Here is a 17,901-nt window from a genome sequence, read left to right on the forward strand (position 1 = left end):
GCCGCGGGGGGGGGGCCCGTGTCACCCGTGTGCGACGGGCCGTGCGGCCGGCAGGGTGGCGAGGGCGGCCGCCGATGCCGCCGCCAGGAGGGGGACCGTGTACGCCCACCCGGCCGATCCCAGCGCCTCCACGGCCCAGCCGCCGCTCGCCGATCCGGCGGCTATGCCGCCGAGCAGCGCGGTGACGGCGAGCGTCATGCCCTCGTTGAGGCGCCCGGCGGGGGTGAGCCGCTGGACGAGCGCCATGCCGGTGACCATCGCGGGGGCGGTCGCCATTCCGGCCACCAGGAGCGCCCCGGCCAGCAGTGGCAGCGGTGCCGTCAGTGAGACGAGCAGCGGCAGGGTCATCAGCGCGGCCATGGCGCCCACGCAGCCGGCCAGTCGTCGCCGGTCCGAGCGGGCGGGCGGCAGGGCGCCGAGGAGCAGTCCGGCCAGGGCCGAGCCGGCCGCCTGGCAGGCGAGGACGGCACCGCCCGCAGCGCGGTGGCCCGCACCGTCCGCGTGGGCCAGGGTGACGACCTCCAGCGCGCCGAACACCGCGCCCGTGGCGAGGAAGACCAGCAGCAGCGCGGGCATTCCGGGCCGCCGCAGCGGCGCGGGACCGGCCTGGGCGCGGCTCGGTCCCGGCGGCGGCTGTGTGGAGCGCTGTGTGAGGAACAGCAGCATGCCGGCCAGCAACAGCCCGCATCCGGCGAGCGTTCCGGCCTCGGGGAAGAGCGCGGTGCACAGCAGGGTGGCGAGAACGGGGCCGAGCATGAAGCACAGTTCGTCGGCGGCCTGTTCGAAGGAGTTGGCGGTGTGCCGTGCGGCCGGGTCGGCGCGCAGCAGGTGTGCCCAGCGGGCGCGTGCCATGCCGCCGGTGTTGGGCGTGGTCGCGGTTGCGGCGTAGGCGGCGAACAGCGTCCAGTCGGGCGCGTGTGTGCGTACGCACACCACCAGCGCGAGCGAGCCGAGCAGCGCGAGCAGGGTGGCGGGCAGGGCTGCGCGTGCCTGTCCGTACCGGTCGACGAGCCGTGCGACCAGCGGCCCGGCCAGCGCGGTTGCCGCCAGGCCGGTCGCGGTGACGCTTCCGGCGAGCGCGTAACTGCCGCGCTCGGCCGCGATCATCAGTACGGCGCTGACGGTGAACATGCCCATCGGCAGCCGGGCGAGCAGCCCGCCGAGGGTGAAGGCGACGGTGCCGGGGCGGGCGAACAGCCGAGCGTAGGGGTTGCGCGGCGGACGCTCGCGAGGCGGCCTCGCCGAGGCGTGCCCGACGGGGGCGGGCCGGGCGGGGGCGTCCTCGGCCGTGGCAGGCCGCGCTGTGGTGGGTCGTGCCGTGGCGGGCCGGACCAGGACGAGGGTGCTGCCGTGGACGGCGTACGACGGGTGGCCGGAGCCGGAGCCGGGGCGGCCGGTGTCGGCGCGTGACGGGTGGCGGTAGACGGGCATGCCGTACAGCGTTGCCGCAGGTGGGGAGCGGGGTCCAACACTTGTTGCCGGCCCACTGACACAACTGTGTTGTGAATCGCGCGGCCCGCGCTTACCGTCTCCGGGTGTCCAGGGATCTGTCCCCGCGCCTGCTGCGGGCGTTCGCGGCCGTCGCGGAGGAGCTGCACTTCACCCGTGCCGCCGCCCGGCTGTATGTGGCCCAGCAGGCGCTCAGCCGCGACATCCGCTCGCTGGAGCGGGAGTTGGACGCCGTGCTGTTCGTACGCAGCACCCGGCAGGTGGCGCTCACGGCGGAGGGCGAGCGGCTGCTGCCGTACGCGCGACGGGTGTTGGCGGCGCACGAGGAGCTGGCCGCCGCCTTCGGCCGGGGCGCCGCGCCCCAGGAGCGGCCGCTGGCTGTCGATGTGGCCGCGCCCGTCTCCACCGGGGAGCGGGTGCTGGAGGCGGCGCGCGATGCGGCACCCGGCATCGAGTTCGTCGCCCGCTACTACAGCGGTCTGACGGCGGCGGCGGCCGACATCCTCGCGGGCCGTATCGACGTCTCCTTCGGCCGTGCGGCCGGGCTGCCGCGCGAGACGCTGGCCGGGCTCGAGCACGAGCTGGTGCGCTACGAGCGCGTCGCCGTACTGCTGCCCGAGCAGCACGGCGCCGCAGGCCCGCGCGGGGTGCCGCTGGCGGCGCTGGAGGGGGAGACCCTGTACGCCGGTGCCGGGAACCCCGACACCGCCGAGTGGACCTCCTACGCGCGTGCCCTGTTCGCGGGGCGCGGCATCCAACTGGCCGCGCCGTTCCCCAAGATCGAGGGAGAGCGCGAGTTCCGCCGAGTGGTACGGGCCAAGGGCTGGTCGGTGCTGGCGACCGAGGTCTTCATCGGCATGGAGGGCATGGTGCTCAGCCCGCTGACCGAGCCGGTGCCGCTCTCCCCGGTCTCCATGGTGTGGCGGCGGGGCCTGCGGCACCCGGGCCTTGCCGCGCTGCGGGAGGCCGCACGCGAGTTGGGCGGCGTCGCCGGGTGGCTGCGCCGCCCTCCGGAAAGCTGGCTCCCACCCCCGGACGAGGCGCTGCACCGCTGAGGGCTCTGCGGGCTGAGGGTTCTGAGGGCTGAGGGTTCTGAGGGCTGAGGGTTCTGAGAGCTGAGGGCTGAGGGCCGAGGGCCGAGGGCCGATCGCCGAACGCGGAGCCCCTACGATGCCCCGATGCACCGGTCCGACCTCCAGCCGTACTGGAACACCAACGTCGCCCGCCACCCGGGCATCCTGCGTGCGGTGCCCGAGGGGTGCGGTGACGCGCTGGACGTCGGTTGCGGGGACGGGCTGCTGGCCCGGAAGCTGACCTCACGGGCGGAGCGGGTCACCGGGATCGACAGCTCGGCCCGGATGGTCTCCCGCGCCCGTGACCTCGCCGGGGACCAACCGGGCCTCACCTTCGTCCAAGGGGACTTCCTCGCCGCCGGTCTCCCGGCCGGGGGCTTCGACTTCGTCTGCTCCGTCTCCACCGTCCACCACACGGACTTCGAGGCGGCACTGACCCGTATGCGCGAGCTGCTCCGCCCCGGCGGGACGCTGGTGGTGGTCGGTCTCGCCCGGGAGGCGACCTGGGCCGACTGGGCGGCGAGGATCGCGGCCCTGCCTCTCGTACGGATCACCAAGGTGGTGCGCCGGGCTCGGTCCGGCCCGGAAGGGATGCCGACCGCCGACCCGTGCATGAGCTACGGGCAGGTGCGGGGCGCTGCGCGTCGGCTGTTGCCGGGCGTGCGGTATCGCCGGCACGTGCTCCGCCGGTATTCGCTGGTGTGGCGGAAGCCTGCCGTTTGAGGCGGAAGCCCGCCGTTCGAGCTTCGCCCGCGGCGGGGGAAGGCGCCTCAGGCGGGGCGCGGTCTCAGGCGTTGGTGCCCGCGTCCACGGTGAAGGTGGAGCCCGTGGTGCCGGAGCCGTCGGGGCCGACCAGGTGGGCGACCATGGCGGCGATGCCCTCGGGGGTGCCGTAGCGGCCGAGGGCGGTCAGCGCACGCTGCGCGTCGGCGGGTGCACCGCTGTCGGCGGGGTTCATCTCCGTGTCCGTGGAGCCGGGCTGGACGAGGTTGGCGGTGATGCCCCGGGCGCCCAGGTCGCGGGCGAGTCCCCGGGTGAGGCCGCTGAGCGCGGACTTGGAGGCGGCGTAGAGCGTGATGCCGGGGCGGGGGACGCGGTCGGCCAGGTTGCTGCCGATCGTGACGATGCGTCCGCCGTCCTTCATGTGCCCGACGGCCGCCTGGGCGCCGAGCAGCGCGGCGCGCACATGGATGGCCAGGGTGCGGTCGATCTCCTCCAGGGTGACGTCCGCCAGCGGGCCGTTGGGGAAGATGCCCGCGTTGTTGACCAGGATGTCGAGGCGGCCGAACTCGCGCGCCGTACGGTGCACGGCCTCCACCGGGTCGGTGGCCGACGCGCTGTCCGCCTGGACGACCAGCGCCCGCCGTCCGGTGGCGCGGATGTCCTCGGCAACCTCCTTGGCCCGGCCCTCGGCGCTGACGTACGTCAGCGCGACATCGGCGCCGTCAGCGGCGAGCCGCCTGGCGATGGCCGCGCCTATCCCCCTGCTTCCGCCGGTGACCAGCGCCGCCTTGCCGCTGAGCGGGAGTGCCGATGTCGATGTCATGGGTGTCCTCGTTCCTTGTCGCACTGGGGGCGTGAGCTGTGCGCCCGCTTTCTGTAGCGAGCGCTCAATAATTAAGCCAGCGAGTATCCTCGGGCGTCAAGGGCTTTCAGTAGCGATCGCTCAAGAAACGCCGACAGGAGTGGCAGCGGCAGAAGGGAGCCGGGGATGGCGGCACGCGGACGGCCACGCGCCTTCGATCGGGACGCCGCACTCGAACGGGCGATGCACGTCTTCTGGGACCGCGGCTACGAGGCGACCACACTGACCGACCTCACCGAGGCCATGGGCATCCGGCCGCCCAGCCTCTACGCCGCGTTCGGCTCCAAGGAGGGACTCTTCCGCGAGGCGGTCGAGCTGTACGGCCGGACCGACGGCACGGTCAGCCGCGAGGCGCTGGCCGAGGCACCCACGGCTCGCGAGGGCGTACACGGGGCGCTGCGCTGCAACGTCATCGGCTACACCGACCCGGCCAAGCCGCGCGGCTGCATGATCGTCCTCGCGGCCACCAACTGCACCCCGGAGAACGAGGGCGTCCGCACCCTGCTCGCCGAGAGCCGCCGGGCGACGGAGCGTAGGTTCCGCGAGCGCGTGGAGCGGGGCATCGCGGAGGGCGACGTACCGGCCGGAACCGACAGCGGCACGCTGGCCGCCTTCTACGCGACCGTCCTCTTCGGCCTCTCGGTCCAGGCCAAGGACGGTGTCCCCCGCGACGAACTGCTCGGCGTCGTGGAGGCGGCGCTGGCCGCCTGGGACACCCTCACGGCGTGACGGGGCCGGTACTTCGGCGACGGTGACGCTGGAGTGTCCGGGGGGCGTTTCCTTGCCGGGTATGGGCGTCCCCTTCCCGGGAGTGGGGCGTCAGCGCTGGTAGAGGCCGACGATGTTGCCGCTCGCCAGGGCCTCCTCGTCCACCGCGCGGTGGACGTCCTCGGCGGAGGGGCTGTCCGGCAGCCGCACCGGCTCGGGCAGCGCGTACAGCCGGAAGAAGTACCGGTGCGCGTTGTCCCCGGCGGGCGGCATCGGACCGCCCCAGCCGGTGCCGCCGAAGCCGTTGGTGAGCGGGGTGCCGCCCTCCGGCGTCGCCCCCGTCTCCACCGACCGGGCACCCGGGTCGATACCGGTGACCAGCCAGTGCACGAAGGTGCCGGAGGGCGCGTCCGGGTCCTCGCACAGCAGCAGCAGTTCGGCGGTGCCCGCCGGCACACCGGACCACTCCAGGGGCGGGGAGACGTCCTCGCCGTCACGCGTGTACCGGCGGGGGATCAGGGCGTGGTCGTCGAATGCCGAGGTGCTGAGTTCGATACCGGCCATACGCGCACGGGTAACCCGCTCCCGGCCCCGCATACCACGCGGTGGGCCAAGTGGCCGACGAACACCAACTGGCGGGGGTGCCCCCTCCCCGCGCCCGTCATGCGGTGACCGCCTCCCGCGTGCGCCCCGCCCACCACCCCGTGGCCGGCACCACGAGCAGGGCCGCCGCGCCGCCGACCGCCAGCACCGCGGACGGCGACGAGCGGTCCAGGAGCGCGCCGCCCGCCAGCGCACCGGCCGAGAGGGTGGCCTGGAACGAGGCGGTGAACAGCGTGGACGAGGCCTCCCCGGCCCCCGGGGCGGCGGCCCGCGCGAACAAGGTCTGGGAGCAGACCGGCACCGCTCCGTACCCCACGCCCCACACCAGCAGCAGCGCGAACGCACCGGCCTCGGACGACCGGCCGAGCACCGGCAGCAGCAGCGTCGCACCGGCGATCGCCGCCGCGGCCGCCGCGAACGTTCCGTACGGCCGACGGGCGGCGGCCGGGCCGCCCACGAAGTTGCCGAGCATCCCGGCGGCGCCGTACGCCAGCAGCGCGACGGTGATCAGTCCGGGGCCCGCCTCGGTGACTTGCTCCAGGAACGGGGTCACATACGTATAGGTGCCGAAGTGCGCCAGCACGATCAGGAACGTGACCAGCAGCGCGAACCGCGTACCGGGCCGGCCCAGCTGCCGTCCGAGCGTACGCAGCCGGGTGACCTGCTCCGGCGGGAGCGGCGGCAGCACCGACCACAGCGCGGCGACGACCGCCAACGACACCGCCCCCAGCACGGCGAACGCCGTACGCCACCCGGCCACATGCCCCACGAACGTGCCCAACGGCACGCCCAGCACCGAACCGAGCGGCACCGCCGCGAAGATCACCGCTTTCGCCCGCCCCACGGCAGCCGCCGGCACCAGCCGGGGCGCCAGCCCGGCCGCGATCGACCAGAACCCGCCGATCGTGACCCCGACCGCAGCGCGCGAGGCCAGAATCCATCCGTAGTCCTGCGCCCAGGCCGCGACCAGGTTGGCCAGCGCCAGCAGCAGCATGAAAGCGCCCAGCATCCGCCGCCGGTCCACGCGCGCGGTCGCCGCCGTCACCAGCGGGGCCGAGAGCGCCGCCAGAAAGCCGGGCATCGTCATCATCAGCCCGGCCATCCCGTCGGAGACCGTGAAGTCGCCGCCTATCGAGGTGAGCAGCCCGATGGGCAGGATCTCCGTGGTGACGAGGGAGAACAGCCCCGCCGTCACCGAAACCACGGCAAGCCATGGCCGTCGTGTCGTTTCCATGCGCCCGAGTCCAGCAAGGCCGCCGCCCCGGCGCTGGCGGGATCACGTCCTCAACAGGACGGAGGGCGACGGCTTCGAGACACCACCTTTCAAACGTCACCTGCCAAGGGGGTGACGCGCGGATGTATGTGCCGGTACGAGGATGATGGCGACAGCAGCCAAGAGGGATGGGGACGACCGATGAGTTCTGCCGTCGCCCCCGGTCAGTACATATGACTGATACGAACCGCCCCCGAGATACCGAGGAACCCCAGATGCGCACCCTGATCAGCACCGCGTTCATCTCGCTCGACGGCGTTGTGGAAGCCCCCGGCGGCGAGCCCGGCTACCGGAACTCCGGCTGGACCTTCAAGGACATCGAGTTCCTTCCCGAGGCGTACGAGATCAAGGGCCGGGAGCAGAAGGAAGCCACCGCCATGCTGCTGGGCCGGACCAGCTACGAGGCGTTCAGCGCGGTGTGGCCCGACATGGAGGACTTCGCGGACTACAAGGTGATGCCGAAGTACGTCGTCTCCACCACCCTCACCGAGGACAAACTGGTCTCGAACTGGGGCGAGACGACGATCCTGCGCTCCCTCGACGACGTCGCCGCGCTGAAGGAGACGGAGGGCGGCCCGATCATCGTCCACGGCAGCGCCTCCCTGAACCGGTCCCTCTCGGACGCCGGCCTGATCGACCGCTACCACCTGCTCGTCTTCCCGCTCCTGCTCGGCGCGGGCAAGCGGCTGTTCAGCGCCGCCGACAAGGACGCCCAGAAGCTGAAGCTCGTCGAGCACGAGGCTTACGCCAACGGCCTCCAGTTGAACGTCCTCGACGTGGTCCGCTGACGAGGTGCGCTGCGAAGCCGGGACAGACCGCTTCCGTTGCTGAGATGCGCTCCTAGCCGACCTGCTGCAATGCCCAGTAGTGCGGCTCGATGGGGGCCTGCTTCACCACGAGTCGACCGATTACGTCGGGACTGTCCACCAGCTTCCCCCACGACTGGGACCGGTCGCCGGGGGTGTGCTCGATGTCGGCCCACACCACGCTGCCGGGCCCGGCGGAGCCGTAGGAGACGGTCCACTCGGCGTACTTGTCAGCGCAGTTGTCGCTGACCATCACCTTGTGGTCGGTCGTCAGCCTCAGGCAGGTGCGCGGGTTCGAGCCCGGCAAGGAGACGTCCATCGTTCCGTTGGGGCGTTGCCGCACCTGCCAGTTCGCCGAGGTTGACGCGGTGTCCGTGCAGGCACCCAGCGACACCGCGCCGGTGTGTCCGCTCAGTTTGGGCCAGACCAGGCACTTGCCGTCCTTGAGAGCCGAGAACCGGTAGACCCCGTCGAGGAGCGGGGCGGCGTGGGCGGGCTGCGCGAGTGCCGCAGCGGCCGCAACCGTGGCGGCCATGACGGCGATGACACGTGAACGCATGGGACGGAACTCCTCGAACAGCCGTGGCCGAGCCGATCGCTCGGCACAGACCTGGTCGACGCACGTTCCGCTAGGACGGCGGCGCCATTGAATCCTGGACCACCTGTCCACCCGGTAGCAGCTGGTGGCACCGCCGTCACCCGCCGGGGTTAACCCCATCACCCAATAGCGTGGCGGCTCGGAGCCGGCCTCGCCCGATGAGCGGTCCTCCTCCTAGCGGCGTTCGGCGGCGTATGCCGTGAAGGCTGCCCAGGTGGTGGGGGAGAGGGTAAGGGTGGGTCCGGTGGGGTTCTTGGAGTCGCGGATGTGGACCTGGGCGTCGGTGCAGGTGGCGACCTCGACGCAGGCTCCGCCTTCGCTACCGCTGTAGCTGGACTTGTGCCAGTCGTACGCGATTTCGAGGCAGGCGCCGCCTTCTTCACTGCTGTAGCTGGATTTGAACCACGCCAGTTTGCCGGTGCCGGGGGTCGGCCGTACGTCCGTCATGCCTCTCCTAGCAGTCGATTCAGCAGGCTCCGCGACTCTTCAATGTTGAGAGCCTGTGTCCGCAGCATCGCATATTTTCGCGCAAGGATGCTGACTTCGTCTGCGTCGGAAACGAGCACACTCCCGCGCTGTGTCTCGACGTACCCCAGGTGCTCGTGGTCCGGGGTCTCCAACAGGATGAAAGGGCCGGAAAGCGCAGCATGCGTCTCCCGTCCGAGCGGCATGATCTGGATGGCGATTCCCGGCGTATCCGCGTCCTGCCGCAGACGGCGCAGCTGCTCCCGGCGCACCGCCTCTCCGCCGAGCCGGTCCATGAGCACGGCTTCGGAGATGACGAAGCTCGCGGAGGGCGGGACCTTTCGTTGGAAGACGTCCTGTCGGGTCATCCGCCCCGCGACCTGGACCTCCACCTCGTCGGGCTCCAGCGGTGGCTCCTTGCTCCGGAAGACAGCTCGGGCGTAGTCCTCGGTCTGCAACAGCCCGGGCAGCACCTGGTTCTCGAACCAGTCGATCGCGACGGCTTCCTTCTCCCGGTCGATGAACTCCTCGGCCCACAGTGGGTACTTGTCCATCTCCGGCATATGCGCGACGGCGACAGCCAGCGCCCCCTTCGTATCGAGGAGCTCGTCCAACTGTTCGGCCAGGTCGCTCTTCAGGATGCGGCGGCCCTGTTCGATGGAGGCGATGGTCTCCTCGTCCGCGCACACCTGGGCGGCAAGGGATCGCTGCGTGTAGCCCGCCGCACGTCGGTAGTTGGCGAGGACCTGGCCGACCATCCGCATCGCAGACGCATTCTTCGTACGCTTCTTGGGTTGTGGCATAACCGTGTCTCTCCCCCAACCGGCCCGGGGTCGACCGGAATTGAACCCGTACAACGAATCTGTACGAGCGGAACCGGTGTTGAGCGTAACCAGGGGACGCGACCGTTATCCCATGAACCGTGAAACTCATCTGCCTCAATTCCGGGAGCACTTCTACCGGCGGGAGCGGCGCTCGGTTCCGCGTGCGCGGGCCTTCGTGAGGGCGGCGCTCAGTGCTTGGGGTGTCGGCGAGCGCAGCGACGACGTGCTGCTGTGCGTCAGCGAGCTGGCGACGAACGCGCTGCTGCACGGGGCGCCGCCGGGGCGCGGATTCCGCATCATGCTTTGGCTGGAGCATGACGGACTGTTGCGAATTGAGGTGCACGACAGCGGGGAGGGAACTCCCCGCCCGTCCTGTGCCGACAATGCGTCGGAAACGGGGCGCGGGCTGCTGCTCGTCGAAACGCTGGCGGACAAATGGGGAGTGGGGGAGCGGAACCCCGGCAAGGTGGTGTGGGCGGAATTCGAGGACGTTATTTGCGCGCCTGTGCGAAAGCCTGCGGACGGTACGCACTGAACGATGGCGGTGGCCGGCGCACCGGCCACACGTTCCGGTGGTTGTGCCCGTTTCGCTGTCGTCGGCGCCGCGTCCTGTCATACGGTCACCGGCCATGCCGCACACCTCGCGACCGAAGAAGCGCCTGATGTTCGTCGTGCTGGCCGGGAACGGGCACGTCAATCCGACTCTGCCGCTGGTGGAGGAACTGGTGCGGCGCGGGCACCGGGTGGACTACGCGACCGGGCCAGAACACGCCGAGGCCGTCACCGGAGCGGGCGCGCGCTGGGTCCAGCTGCCCGGGCTGAAGCCGTTCACCCCGCCGTCGCATGTCGGCCCGGAGGTCATAGGCGCATGGCTGCGCCACTACTTCGCCGCGATGGCGGGGACGCACCCCGTCCTCCGCGACCGGTGCGCGGCCGCCGATCCGCCGGACGCCGTCTGCTACGACACCACCAACTGGCCCGGCCGCGTGGTGGCCGAAGACTTCGCTCTCCCGGCGATCCGCCTCGTCCCGCACTTCGCCTCGAACGAGAAGTTCTCCCTGCACGCGCACCTGGTGCAGTTCCTGGAACCCGACCATCCGGCGATGCGGGCCCTGACCGCCGACCGCACGCACTTCGCTCGCACGTACGGGGTGGACGCCGACCGCGTCGACCCGCTGGCGGAACCCGCCACCGACCTCAATCTGATCTTTGTGCCCCGCCGGCTACAGCCGCACGGCGACAGCTTCGACAACCGCCACCACTTCGCCGGCCCCTCGCTCACGGCACGGGACAGGGCCGAACACTGGAAGCCGCGCGATCCGCACGCCCCGCTGGTCTACATCTCCCTGGGGTCGGTCGCCACGGGCAGCCCCGACTTCTACCGCCGCTGCGTCGACGCCTTTGCCGACACCCCGTGGCAGGTGGCCATGACGATCGGCCGTACGGACCCGGTGGACCTGGGCCCTCTGCCGCCCACGGTCGAGGTGCGCCCGAGCTTCCCCCAACTCGCGGTGCTCCGCCACGCCTCGGCCTTCGTCTCCCACGCGGGCATGAACTCCGTACTGGAATCCCTCCACCACGGCGTCGGCCTGGTCACCCTCCCGCACACCCCGGAGCAGTCCCTCAACGCCGACCGCGTCCAGGAGCTGAACCTCGGGACCCGCCTAGACCGCGACACGGCCACCCCCACTGCCCTCCACGCCGCCGTCACCCACCTCACCACCGACCCCACCACGCAATCCGCCCTCCGCACCATCCGCGAAGCCCTCCACACCACCGGCGGTGCCCCGCACGCCGCCGACCTCATCGAGCAGCACCTGGCCTGAAAGGCGACTCCTTGTCGCCTACGTCCAATCAGGACATCCCTCACTCTCCGCATCCTCCGGTAGCGGTCGGTAACACTGCCTGTTAGCTTTGGTCAACGCTCAACACTGGCCGGCGCGGCGGGCAGGTCTTCCAGGGGGCTGAGACAGCGGAAGACCCGGGCACGCCCCAACGGCCAACAGACGGACGACAAGCGCAAGGAGGGGGAGCGCAGTCATGGGGGGCAACGGGGAGTCGGGCGGGAGCCCGAGCCCGGGAACAACACCGGGCGGTCACCTGCCGCCGAACACCGACCTGGTCCACTCGGAGTCGAAGAAGCGCGCTGCGGCCCGCTACATCGCGGAGACTCTCGGCCCGGAGACGCAGAAGGCCGGGTCGAAGGCTGATGAGGACACCGAATCACTCGCCGGAAACCCGCAGAGTCCCACAACGGTGCGCGGCAAGCTGCACGGGTGGGAGCTGTGGACCGGCGTACGTCACCGCCTGACGAAATGGCGAGAGCACCACAAGCATCTGACCCAGATGCTGGCCAACGAGCGCGAAGCGTTGCTGGACGTCAACAAGATCCTCAACGGTACCGACGTAGCCAATGCCAACAGCGTGACCAGTGCAACCAGCGGCCTCACGGACCCGGAAGGCCCGAAGCTTCGCCCCAAGAGCGGGCTCGACAAACTCTGAGGGGCAGAGGTCATGGCGATCTCCTACGACGACATCATCCACGCGGACTTCAGTGTTCTCGAAACCGCTGCCAAGTCCTGGGAGGGCATGGGCAAGAGATTCGGCACTCTGGGCGGCCACTACAGAGACCACGTCCGGGCAGCCGTTGACGCCGACAGCTGGCAGGGCGCGAGCGCGAAGGTCTTCGGACAGTGGGGGCGGAAGACAGCAGCTGAATACGACGAAGCCAAGGGTGAGGCCAACGGCGTGGCTGCCCTGTTCCGCCTGGCTCACGCGACCCTGGAGGCCCACAAAAAGGCCGTGGAAAAGGCCCGCGACGACGCGAAGGACGCGGGCATGGATGTGGACTCCCGCGGCCACTGCACGATGAACCTCGACAAGATCGAGGCGAAGAGAGGCAAGGCAGTCGCCGATCACTACCGTGAGGATAAGAAGGACCGGGGGAAGGTCGAAGAAGGGTGGACAGACGCGATCAGACAGGCTGTCAAGGACGCGCAAGCCGCCGACGCGAGCATGAAGCAGGCGTTCATGACGGACTCGAAGGAGTCGAAGAACGGCCTTCCCAGTGGTTTCAACGGCACGATCGGTGATGACGCGATAAAGAAGAGCGCTGTCCGCGCCGCCAAGACTTACAAGGACCTCCAGGACGGTGATACGCCGTCACCGGAGAAGCTCCGTGAGGCCGCCCTGCTGGCACGGGGACTTGGCGACGACCCTGATTTCAGCCGGACGCTCATCAACTCCGTCGGCGGTCCTGAGGGCCTCATCAAGACGCACAATCGGCTCGACGATCTCGCCTACACCGACGACAAGGACCACAAGAAGATATACACCTCCCTGGACCAGGCGCTTGCCAAGAACCTTGCTTCTGCCACGAAGAATCCGGATACGGCGTTCTACAAGAAGTTCCAAGCCGAGATGCGCCAGGCGGGTGTGGGTAGATATGACTTGAAGGTAGCAGGCAGCGTCGACGGTGCAGGCCCAGGTCAGAAAGTCCGCGGCTACCAGAGCCTGGTTTCCCTGATGCAGCGGGCGGACGGCGACGACTACGGCAAGCAGTTCCTGGTCGACACCGCTGACGCGATCCGCAGCGTCGAGGACAAGAGCCGAGGTGGCAACCAGGATGCCTGGGACCTGAGCGGAGACTTTCACGGCAAGAAGTACGCTCACTTCACCGACGACCCCTACGACGGACTGCTCAAGGTGATGTCCGACCGCCCCGAGGTCTCGTCGGAATACCTCGACCCGGCGGAGAACGACAACCTTGAATACCTGCTGCATGACCGGGACTGGAAAAACGTGGACTTCGGCGACGGCCCGGTGGGCGGAGACGGAGACCCGGACAAAGAGAGCAGAGGCGCACGCGAGGGGCTGGGGCTCGTTATCGAGGCAGGAACAACGGGGCGTGACCCGGGCTCTCCTGGCGTGGAATTCGGCAGACACACTCCGGTGCAGGCCAGGATCATGCATGACACGATCAATCTCCTCGACTATGGGCACCCGGACGGAAAAGGGGAGGCTGAGGAAGGGCGTATCGGTCAGGCTGACAAGCGCCTCGAGGAAGAAGGCTATGCGAAAATGCGGACTCCTCTGGCTCGGGCCTTGACATCCTACGTTCCTGACATCGTCGACACCATCTCCGGCGACAGCCTCGGTGGAAAACCGGGAGACCCCGATCCGCTATTGCTCGGCAACGAAGACTCGCAGATTCAGAACAGCCGCAGTAGTTTGCTGCGAGCGATGCGCGGCGTCTCCGAAGACAAAGATAATTATATTCTCCTGCATGAAACGAGTGGGCGATACATGTTGGAGCAACTTGAAGCCGAAGGTCACGGAGGGAAGACGGCACTCGAGAACCGCGGGGCAAAAATAGGGGAGACTTTTGGGGCAATTAATGGAATAGCTTCCGATATTGACTTGAGTGAATACGACGACAAGGCGGGTAAAAACAGCGACAAGCGCGTGTACGGATATCACCTTGTCGGGAGCCTGGCGAACTCTCTTCCGGTAGTCGGTGATGTGGCTCAGCGCTCAGTGGATTCGTACTGGAATGAGTGGCTCAAAGCCGCAGACAATGAGGCCGTGCTTGAAACGAGGGAGCAGATATCAGCCGGAAACGATCGAGCCGATAAAGCTTTGAGTGACTATTTCGAGGCTTGGGGTAAGGCATCCGGTGAGAGTCCACAAAATGTTGGCGCCGGTGAGAGGGAAGCGGGGCAGAGCTATGTCAAGGGTCGCCAAGCTGTGTACGAAGCACTTCGGGTACGGTCGTAAGCGGGCGTGAAGGACGGATTCTACCAGTGAAGCGTAAAATCCTCTGGTTCTCATCTACCGCGGTCTTCCTGTGCATTCTCATGGTTGTTTTTCTGCTCTCGTGGTGGAATACAGATCTTCTTGGTCGGGAACGCTTCTGCGACGGCATGTTCTCTTCTTCCGAAGTCGACGCCGCTCTCCAGGGCAGTGGGCGTTTGAAGCAAGGGAAGGGCTACGAAGAGGGCTCATACTTTTTGCGCTGCGAGCTGAAGCGGACCAGCAAGTTCCTGGGCTCTCCTCAGCCGCGTGTCGAAGTCTCGATTGAATTCGCTGATGGAGACGACCCGTTCCAGTCGCCCGTTTGGCAGAATCGGGAGAGGATGTCCTTCACGAAAAGCGGACTGGCAGGGGGCGCCACAAAGAAGCGAGCCTGGGTGCTCCTGCCGAGTGAGTGCTGGGGAAAGATACCTGCCCGGAAGGATTCCATTCCTTTCGTCACCACCGAGTTGTCAGAAGGGGGAAATCAGCCGGAGTCATCAGACGTATCCACCTCTCCGGATGCTCTGATGCGCCTCACTTATCGGGCCGCTCAGCGAATTCTTAAGAATGTCCAATGCTCCACGCATGGAGTGCGCCAGAAGACTTCATCCGGATCTCTCCATCTGGCTTCGGCGCATATGCAGCGCTCTCATTCGAAAAAGCTCTGCGGTAAGCCCGGGCTCAGTCTCCCAACTCGTGCCCTGCCTACGGCCCGGACGAAAGTCGGTGCGGAGCGGCGCACATCCGAGGACGCCACTGTGTGGAGCTGTGACCTTTACTTGCAGAGTCAAAAACGGCCCAGCCTGACTTTTTCCGTAAGCGCGAACCAAGATGTAGTTGAGGCAGTAAAGAAGCAGAAGGTATCGGCTGAGTGGGACAATGGTAAGGTCGCCGGATGCAAGCAAGGGGATCTGTATATTGGATTGTTCGCCCATGACTCGTATATTGAAGAATTCGAGAGAGGCGGGAAGGATTACAATGAGATCATTGATGACCTTCTCTCGTCATTCGTGCAGGTGCAGGAAAGGGATTCGCATTGGGATGAGTGCGTCTCCTGAAGCACTTGCGTTGTGTTCCGACGGCCGCTTGGGCAGGTATTTCTAAAAATGGATGAGGGCTGGAGGATGGAGGTAACTGGGTGGGTGCGATGGTTCCAGGTCGCGCGCGTAGGTCCCCGCCCCGCTAGCCCTACCGTCCAGCGCGCTCCGCAAAGTGGAATCGCGTACGGTTGACGGCTGCCCTAGGGAACGCAGAAGGGGGCCGCCGCGTTGAACGCGCAGCACAGAGCGGAGCCAGAGACCGTCCGTGACCGCGAGGTCGACGCGGAGCAACAGCATCTCGACCGGGTGTACCGGAGGCTGGAGGAGAAGATCCATGAGGCGGAGTTCCTCATGGACGACGCCTCCAAGCGCGCTCAGGTGGGTACGCCGGGCGCGCTGGCCGAGCGTGACGCGCAGGTGTTCCGGGCCGGGGTCCACCTCAATCGGCTCAACAGCGAGTTCGAGGACTTTCTGTTCGGGCGGATCGATCTGCTGGAGGGGAAGACGGGCGAGAGGGGTCCCGATGGGGCCTACACCTCCGTCGAGCCGGCCGAGGGCGCCATCCGGCACGAGGGCGGCCGGCAGCTCGCCGACATCGCCGAGACGCTGCACATCGGGCGGCTCGGGGTGCTGGACGCCGACTACTCGCCGCTGGTCATCGATTGGCGGGCCCCCGCCGCCGCACCGTTCTACCGCTCCACTCCCGTGGCGCCCGGCCGGGTCGTACGGCGCCGGGTCATCCGCAGCAAGGGACGGCGGGTGCTCAGCGTCGAGGACGATCTGCTGCGCCCCGAGCTGAAGGCGCGGCTGAACGGGGAAGAGCTGGCCGTGGTCGGGGACGGGGCGCTGATGGCCGCGCTCGGGCAGGCCCGCAGCCACACCATGCGGGACATCGTCGCCTCCATCCAGGCCGAGCAGGACGAGGTGATCCGCGCCCCCGCCGCTTCCGTCACCGAGGTGGAGGGCGGCCCGGGGACCGGCAAGACGGCCGTGGCGCTGCACCGTGCGGCCTACCTGCTCTACCAGGACCGGCGCCGGTATGCGGGCGGGATTCTCATCGTCTCGCCGACCCCGCTGCTCGTCTCGTACACGGAAGGCGTGCTGCCGTCCCTGGGGGAGGAGGGGCAGGTGGCCATCCGGGCGCTCGGCTCGCTGGCCGAGGAGACGACGGGCGCCGAGGCGACGACGTACGACGAGCAGAGCGTCGCCCGTATCAAGGGCTCGGCGCGGATGCTGAAGGTGCTGCGCAAGGCGGCGCGCGGGGCGCTCGACCTGGGGCTGCGTACGCCGGTGCCGGAGCGGCTGCGGGTCGTCGCCTTCGGGGCTCGGGTGGAGCTGGACGCCGACGAACTCGCCGCCGTACGGCAGCAGGTGCTCGCCGGAACCGCGCCGGTCAACCTGATGCGGCCCCGGGCGCGGAAGCTGCTGCTGGACGCGCTGTGGGAGAAGTCGGGCGCGCGCCGCCGGTACGAGGACCCGGAGCTGGCCGCCGAGGCGCGGCAGGGCTTCGACGAGGACATCGCGGGCGAGGAGGAGTTCCTCGCCTTCCTCGGCGCGTGGTGGCCGGAGCTCACCCCGCGCCAGGTGCTGGGCGCCATGGCGGACGAGGGGCTGCTGGCCCGCTGGTCGCGGCGCGTCCTGCGGCCGGGTGAGGTGCGCACGCTGGCGCGCGCCCTGGCCGCGCGCCTCACTCCGCAGGGCGAAGGGCCGCTGTCGGTGCACGACATCGCGCTACTTGACGAGCTGCGCACCTTGCTGGGCGCCCCCGCGCGCCCCAAGAAGCGCGAGGTGGACCCGCTGGACCAGCTCACCGGCTTGGAGGAGCTGACCACGGCAGCCGACCGGAACGGCGGCGGGCGGCGCGAGCGTGCCGCCGAACGGCAGGCGGCGCAGGAGCGTACGGAGTACGCGCACGTCATCGTCGACGAGGCCCAGGACCTCACGCCCATGCAGTGGCGGATGGTCGGCCGCCGCGGCCGGCACGCCACCTGGACCGTCGTCGGCGACCCGGCCCAGTCCTCCTGGACCGACCCGGACGAGGCGGCAGCGGCGCGGGACGAGGCGCTGGGCAAGCGGCCTAGGCGCCGGTTCGAGCTGACGGTCAACTACCGCAACCCTGCCGAGCTGGCCGTCCTCGCCGACCGGGTGCTGGCGCTGGCCATGCCGGGGGTCGAACCGCCCCGCGCGGTCCGCTCCACCGGCGTCGAACCGTCGTTCGCCGTCGCGGACGAGGGCGAGGGCGAGGGCGAGGGCCTGGGGGTCTCGGTACGGGAGAGCGCAGCCCGGTTGCTGACGGAGGTCGAGGGGACGGTCGGCGTCGTGGTGGCCATGCGGCGGCGCGAGGAGGCCCGCGCGTGGCTCGCCGGGCTGGGGGAGCGGGTGGTCACGCTCGGCAGCCTGGAGGCCAAGGGGCTGGAGTACGACGCGGCGCTCGTCGTCTCGCCCGCGGAGATCGCGGACGAGTCCCCCGCGGGGCTGCGGGTGCTGTACGTGGCGCTGACGCGGGCGACACAGCGCCTGGAGGTGCTGAGTGCTTCGCCGGATCTGCCGGACGAGGACGGGGTGCCCGACCTGTTGCGGGACTGAGGGGTCGGCAGGGGCGGCCGAAGGCCGGAAGAGCAGGTGCTCCGGGAGTGACAGAAGGCCGGAAGAACCGGTGCTCCGCGAGGGAATCGTGGGCGGG

General features: G+C 69.2%; 17 protein-coding genes. 10 read left to right on the forward strand and 7 right to left on the reverse strand.

Features of this window, described 5'->3' with window-relative positions:
* Nucleotides 1-21: 21 nt before the first annotated feature.
* Nucleotides 22-1,431, reverse strand: a complete 1,410-nt coding sequence (locus HC362_RS20705) for an MFS transporter (RefSeq protein ID WP_243085514.1) — start codon at nt 1,429-1,431, stop codon at nt 22-24.
* A gap of 104 nt (nt 1,432-1,535) precedes the next feature.
* Here HC362_RS20705 and HC362_RS20710 point away from each other — a divergent pair, with 104 nt between their 5' ends.
* Complete coding sequence (locus HC362_RS20710; protein WP_243085515.1) at nt 1,536-2,504, forward strand: LysR family transcriptional regulator; 969 nt, start codon at nt 1,536-1,538, stop codon at nt 2,502-2,504.
* Between the two features lie 123 nt (nt 2,505-2,627).
* Entirely contained in the window at nt 2,628-3,245 is a 618-nt protein-coding gene (locus HC362_RS20715; protein WP_243085516.1) for a class I SAM-dependent methyltransferase, read from the forward strand.
* 64 nt (nt 3,246-3,309) lie between these two features.
* Here the strand turns inward: HC362_RS20715 and HC362_RS20720 are convergent, their stop codons facing one another.
* Complete coding sequence (locus tag HC362_RS20720) at nt 3,310-4,068, reverse strand: SDR family oxidoreductase (RefSeq protein ID WP_243085517.1); 759 nt, start codon at nt 4,066-4,068, stop codon at nt 3,310-3,312.
* A gap of 165 nt (nt 4,069-4,233) precedes the next feature.
* Here HC362_RS20720 and HC362_RS20725 point away from each other — a divergent pair, with 165 nt between their 5' ends.
* Nucleotides 4,234-4,836 (forward strand): TetR/AcrR family transcriptional regulator, encoded by a 603-nt coding sequence (locus tag HC362_RS20725; RefSeq protein ID WP_243085518.1) that lies wholly within the window; start codon nt 4,234-4,236, stop codon nt 4,834-4,836.
* 90 nt (nt 4,837-4,926) lie between these two features.
* Here HC362_RS20725 and HC362_RS20730 read toward each other — a convergent pair whose 3' ends face one another.
* Both HC362_RS20730 and HC362_RS20735 read right to left on the reverse strand, forming a co-directional pair.
* Nucleotides 4,927-5,379 carry a YbhB/YbcL family Raf kinase inhibitor-like protein gene (locus tag HC362_RS20730; protein ID WP_243085519.1) on the reverse strand — a complete coding sequence of 151 codons (453 nt, stop codon included), beginning with the start codon at nt 5,377-5,379 and terminating at the stop codon, nt 4,927-4,929.
* 97 nt (nt 5,380-5,476) lie between these two features.
* Nucleotides 5,477-6,652, reverse strand: a complete 1,176-nt coding sequence (locus HC362_RS20735) for an MFS transporter (RefSeq protein ID WP_243085520.1) — start codon at nt 6,650-6,652, stop codon at nt 5,477-5,479.
* Nucleotides 6,653-6,906: 254 nt separating this feature from the next.
* Between HC362_RS20735 and HC362_RS20740 the strand changes: the two genes are divergently transcribed.
* Nucleotides 6,907-7,479 (forward strand): dihydrofolate reductase family protein, encoded by a 573-nt coding sequence (locus HC362_RS20740; protein WP_243085521.1) that lies wholly within the window; start codon nt 6,907-6,909, stop codon nt 7,477-7,479.
* Between the two features lie 52 nt (nt 7,480-7,531).
* On the opposite strand, the gene HC362_RS20745 is transcribed toward HC362_RS20740, so the two are convergent.
* From HC362_RS20745 to HC362_RS20755, 3 genes are all read right to left on the reverse strand, one after another.
* Complete coding sequence (locus HC362_RS20745; RefSeq protein WP_243085522.1) at nt 7,532-8,056, reverse strand: hypothetical protein; 525 nt, start codon at nt 8,054-8,056, stop codon at nt 7,532-7,534.
* Between the two features lie 213 nt (nt 8,057-8,269).
* A complete protein-coding gene (locus tag HC362_RS20750; RefSeq protein WP_243085523.1) occupies nt 8,270-8,542 on the reverse strand; it encodes a DUF397 domain-containing protein in 273 nt (90 codons plus the stop codon).
* Entirely contained in the window at nt 8,539-9,363 is an 825-nt protein-coding gene (locus HC362_RS20755; RefSeq protein WP_243085524.1) for a helix-turn-helix transcriptional regulator, read from the reverse strand. Before HC362_RS20755 ends, HC362_RS20750 begins: the two co-directional genes overlap by 4 nt.
* Before the next feature lie 112 nt (nt 9,364-9,475).
* Between HC362_RS20755 and HC362_RS20760 the strand changes: the two genes are divergently transcribed.
* The 6 genes from HC362_RS20760 to HC362_RS20785 all read left to right on the forward strand — a co-directional run bounded on the left by HC362_RS20760 (nt 9,476) and on the right by HC362_RS20785 (nt 17,804).
* A complete protein-coding gene (locus tag HC362_RS20760) occupies nt 9,476-9,919 on the forward strand; it encodes an ATP-binding protein (RefSeq protein ID WP_243085525.1) in 444 nt (147 codons plus the stop codon).
* A gap of 94 nt (nt 9,920-10,013) precedes the next feature.
* Nucleotides 10,014-11,210 carry a macrolide family glycosyltransferase gene (locus HC362_RS20765; protein ID WP_243085526.1) on the forward strand — a complete coding sequence of 399 codons (1,197 nt, stop codon included), beginning with the start codon at nt 10,014-10,016 and terminating at the stop codon, nt 11,208-11,210.
* A gap of 214 nt (nt 11,211-11,424) precedes the next feature.
* Entirely contained in the window at nt 11,425-11,886 is a 462-nt protein-coding gene (locus HC362_RS20770) for a hypothetical protein (protein ID WP_243085527.1), read from the forward strand.
* A 12-nt stretch (nt 11,887-11,898) separates the two neighbouring features.
* The gene (locus tag HC362_RS20775; protein WP_243085528.1) at nt 11,899-14,160 is read left to right on the forward strand and encodes a hypothetical protein; all 2,262 of its coding nucleotides are present in this window, start codon (nt 11,899-11,901) and stop codon (nt 14,158-14,160) included.
* Nucleotides 14,161-14,186: 26 nt separating this feature from the next.
* Nucleotides 14,187-15,236: a hypothetical protein gene (locus tag HC362_RS20780; protein WP_243085529.1), complete on the forward strand. Its 1,050-nt coding sequence runs from the start codon at nt 14,187-14,189 to the stop codon at nt 15,234-15,236.
* 210 nt (nt 15,237-15,446) lie between these two features.
* Entirely contained in the window at nt 15,447-17,804 is a 2,358-nt protein-coding gene (locus HC362_RS20785; RefSeq protein ID WP_243085530.1) for a UvrD-helicase domain-containing protein, read from the forward strand.
* The last annotated feature ends 97 nt before the right edge of the window (nt 17,805-17,901 follow it).

This window comes from Streptomyces sp. 891-h (assembly GCF_022760275.1).
In the GTDB taxonomy this organism is placed as follows: domain Bacteria; phylum Actinomycetota; class Actinomycetes; order Streptomycetales; family Streptomycetaceae; genus Streptomyces; species Streptomyces spirodelae.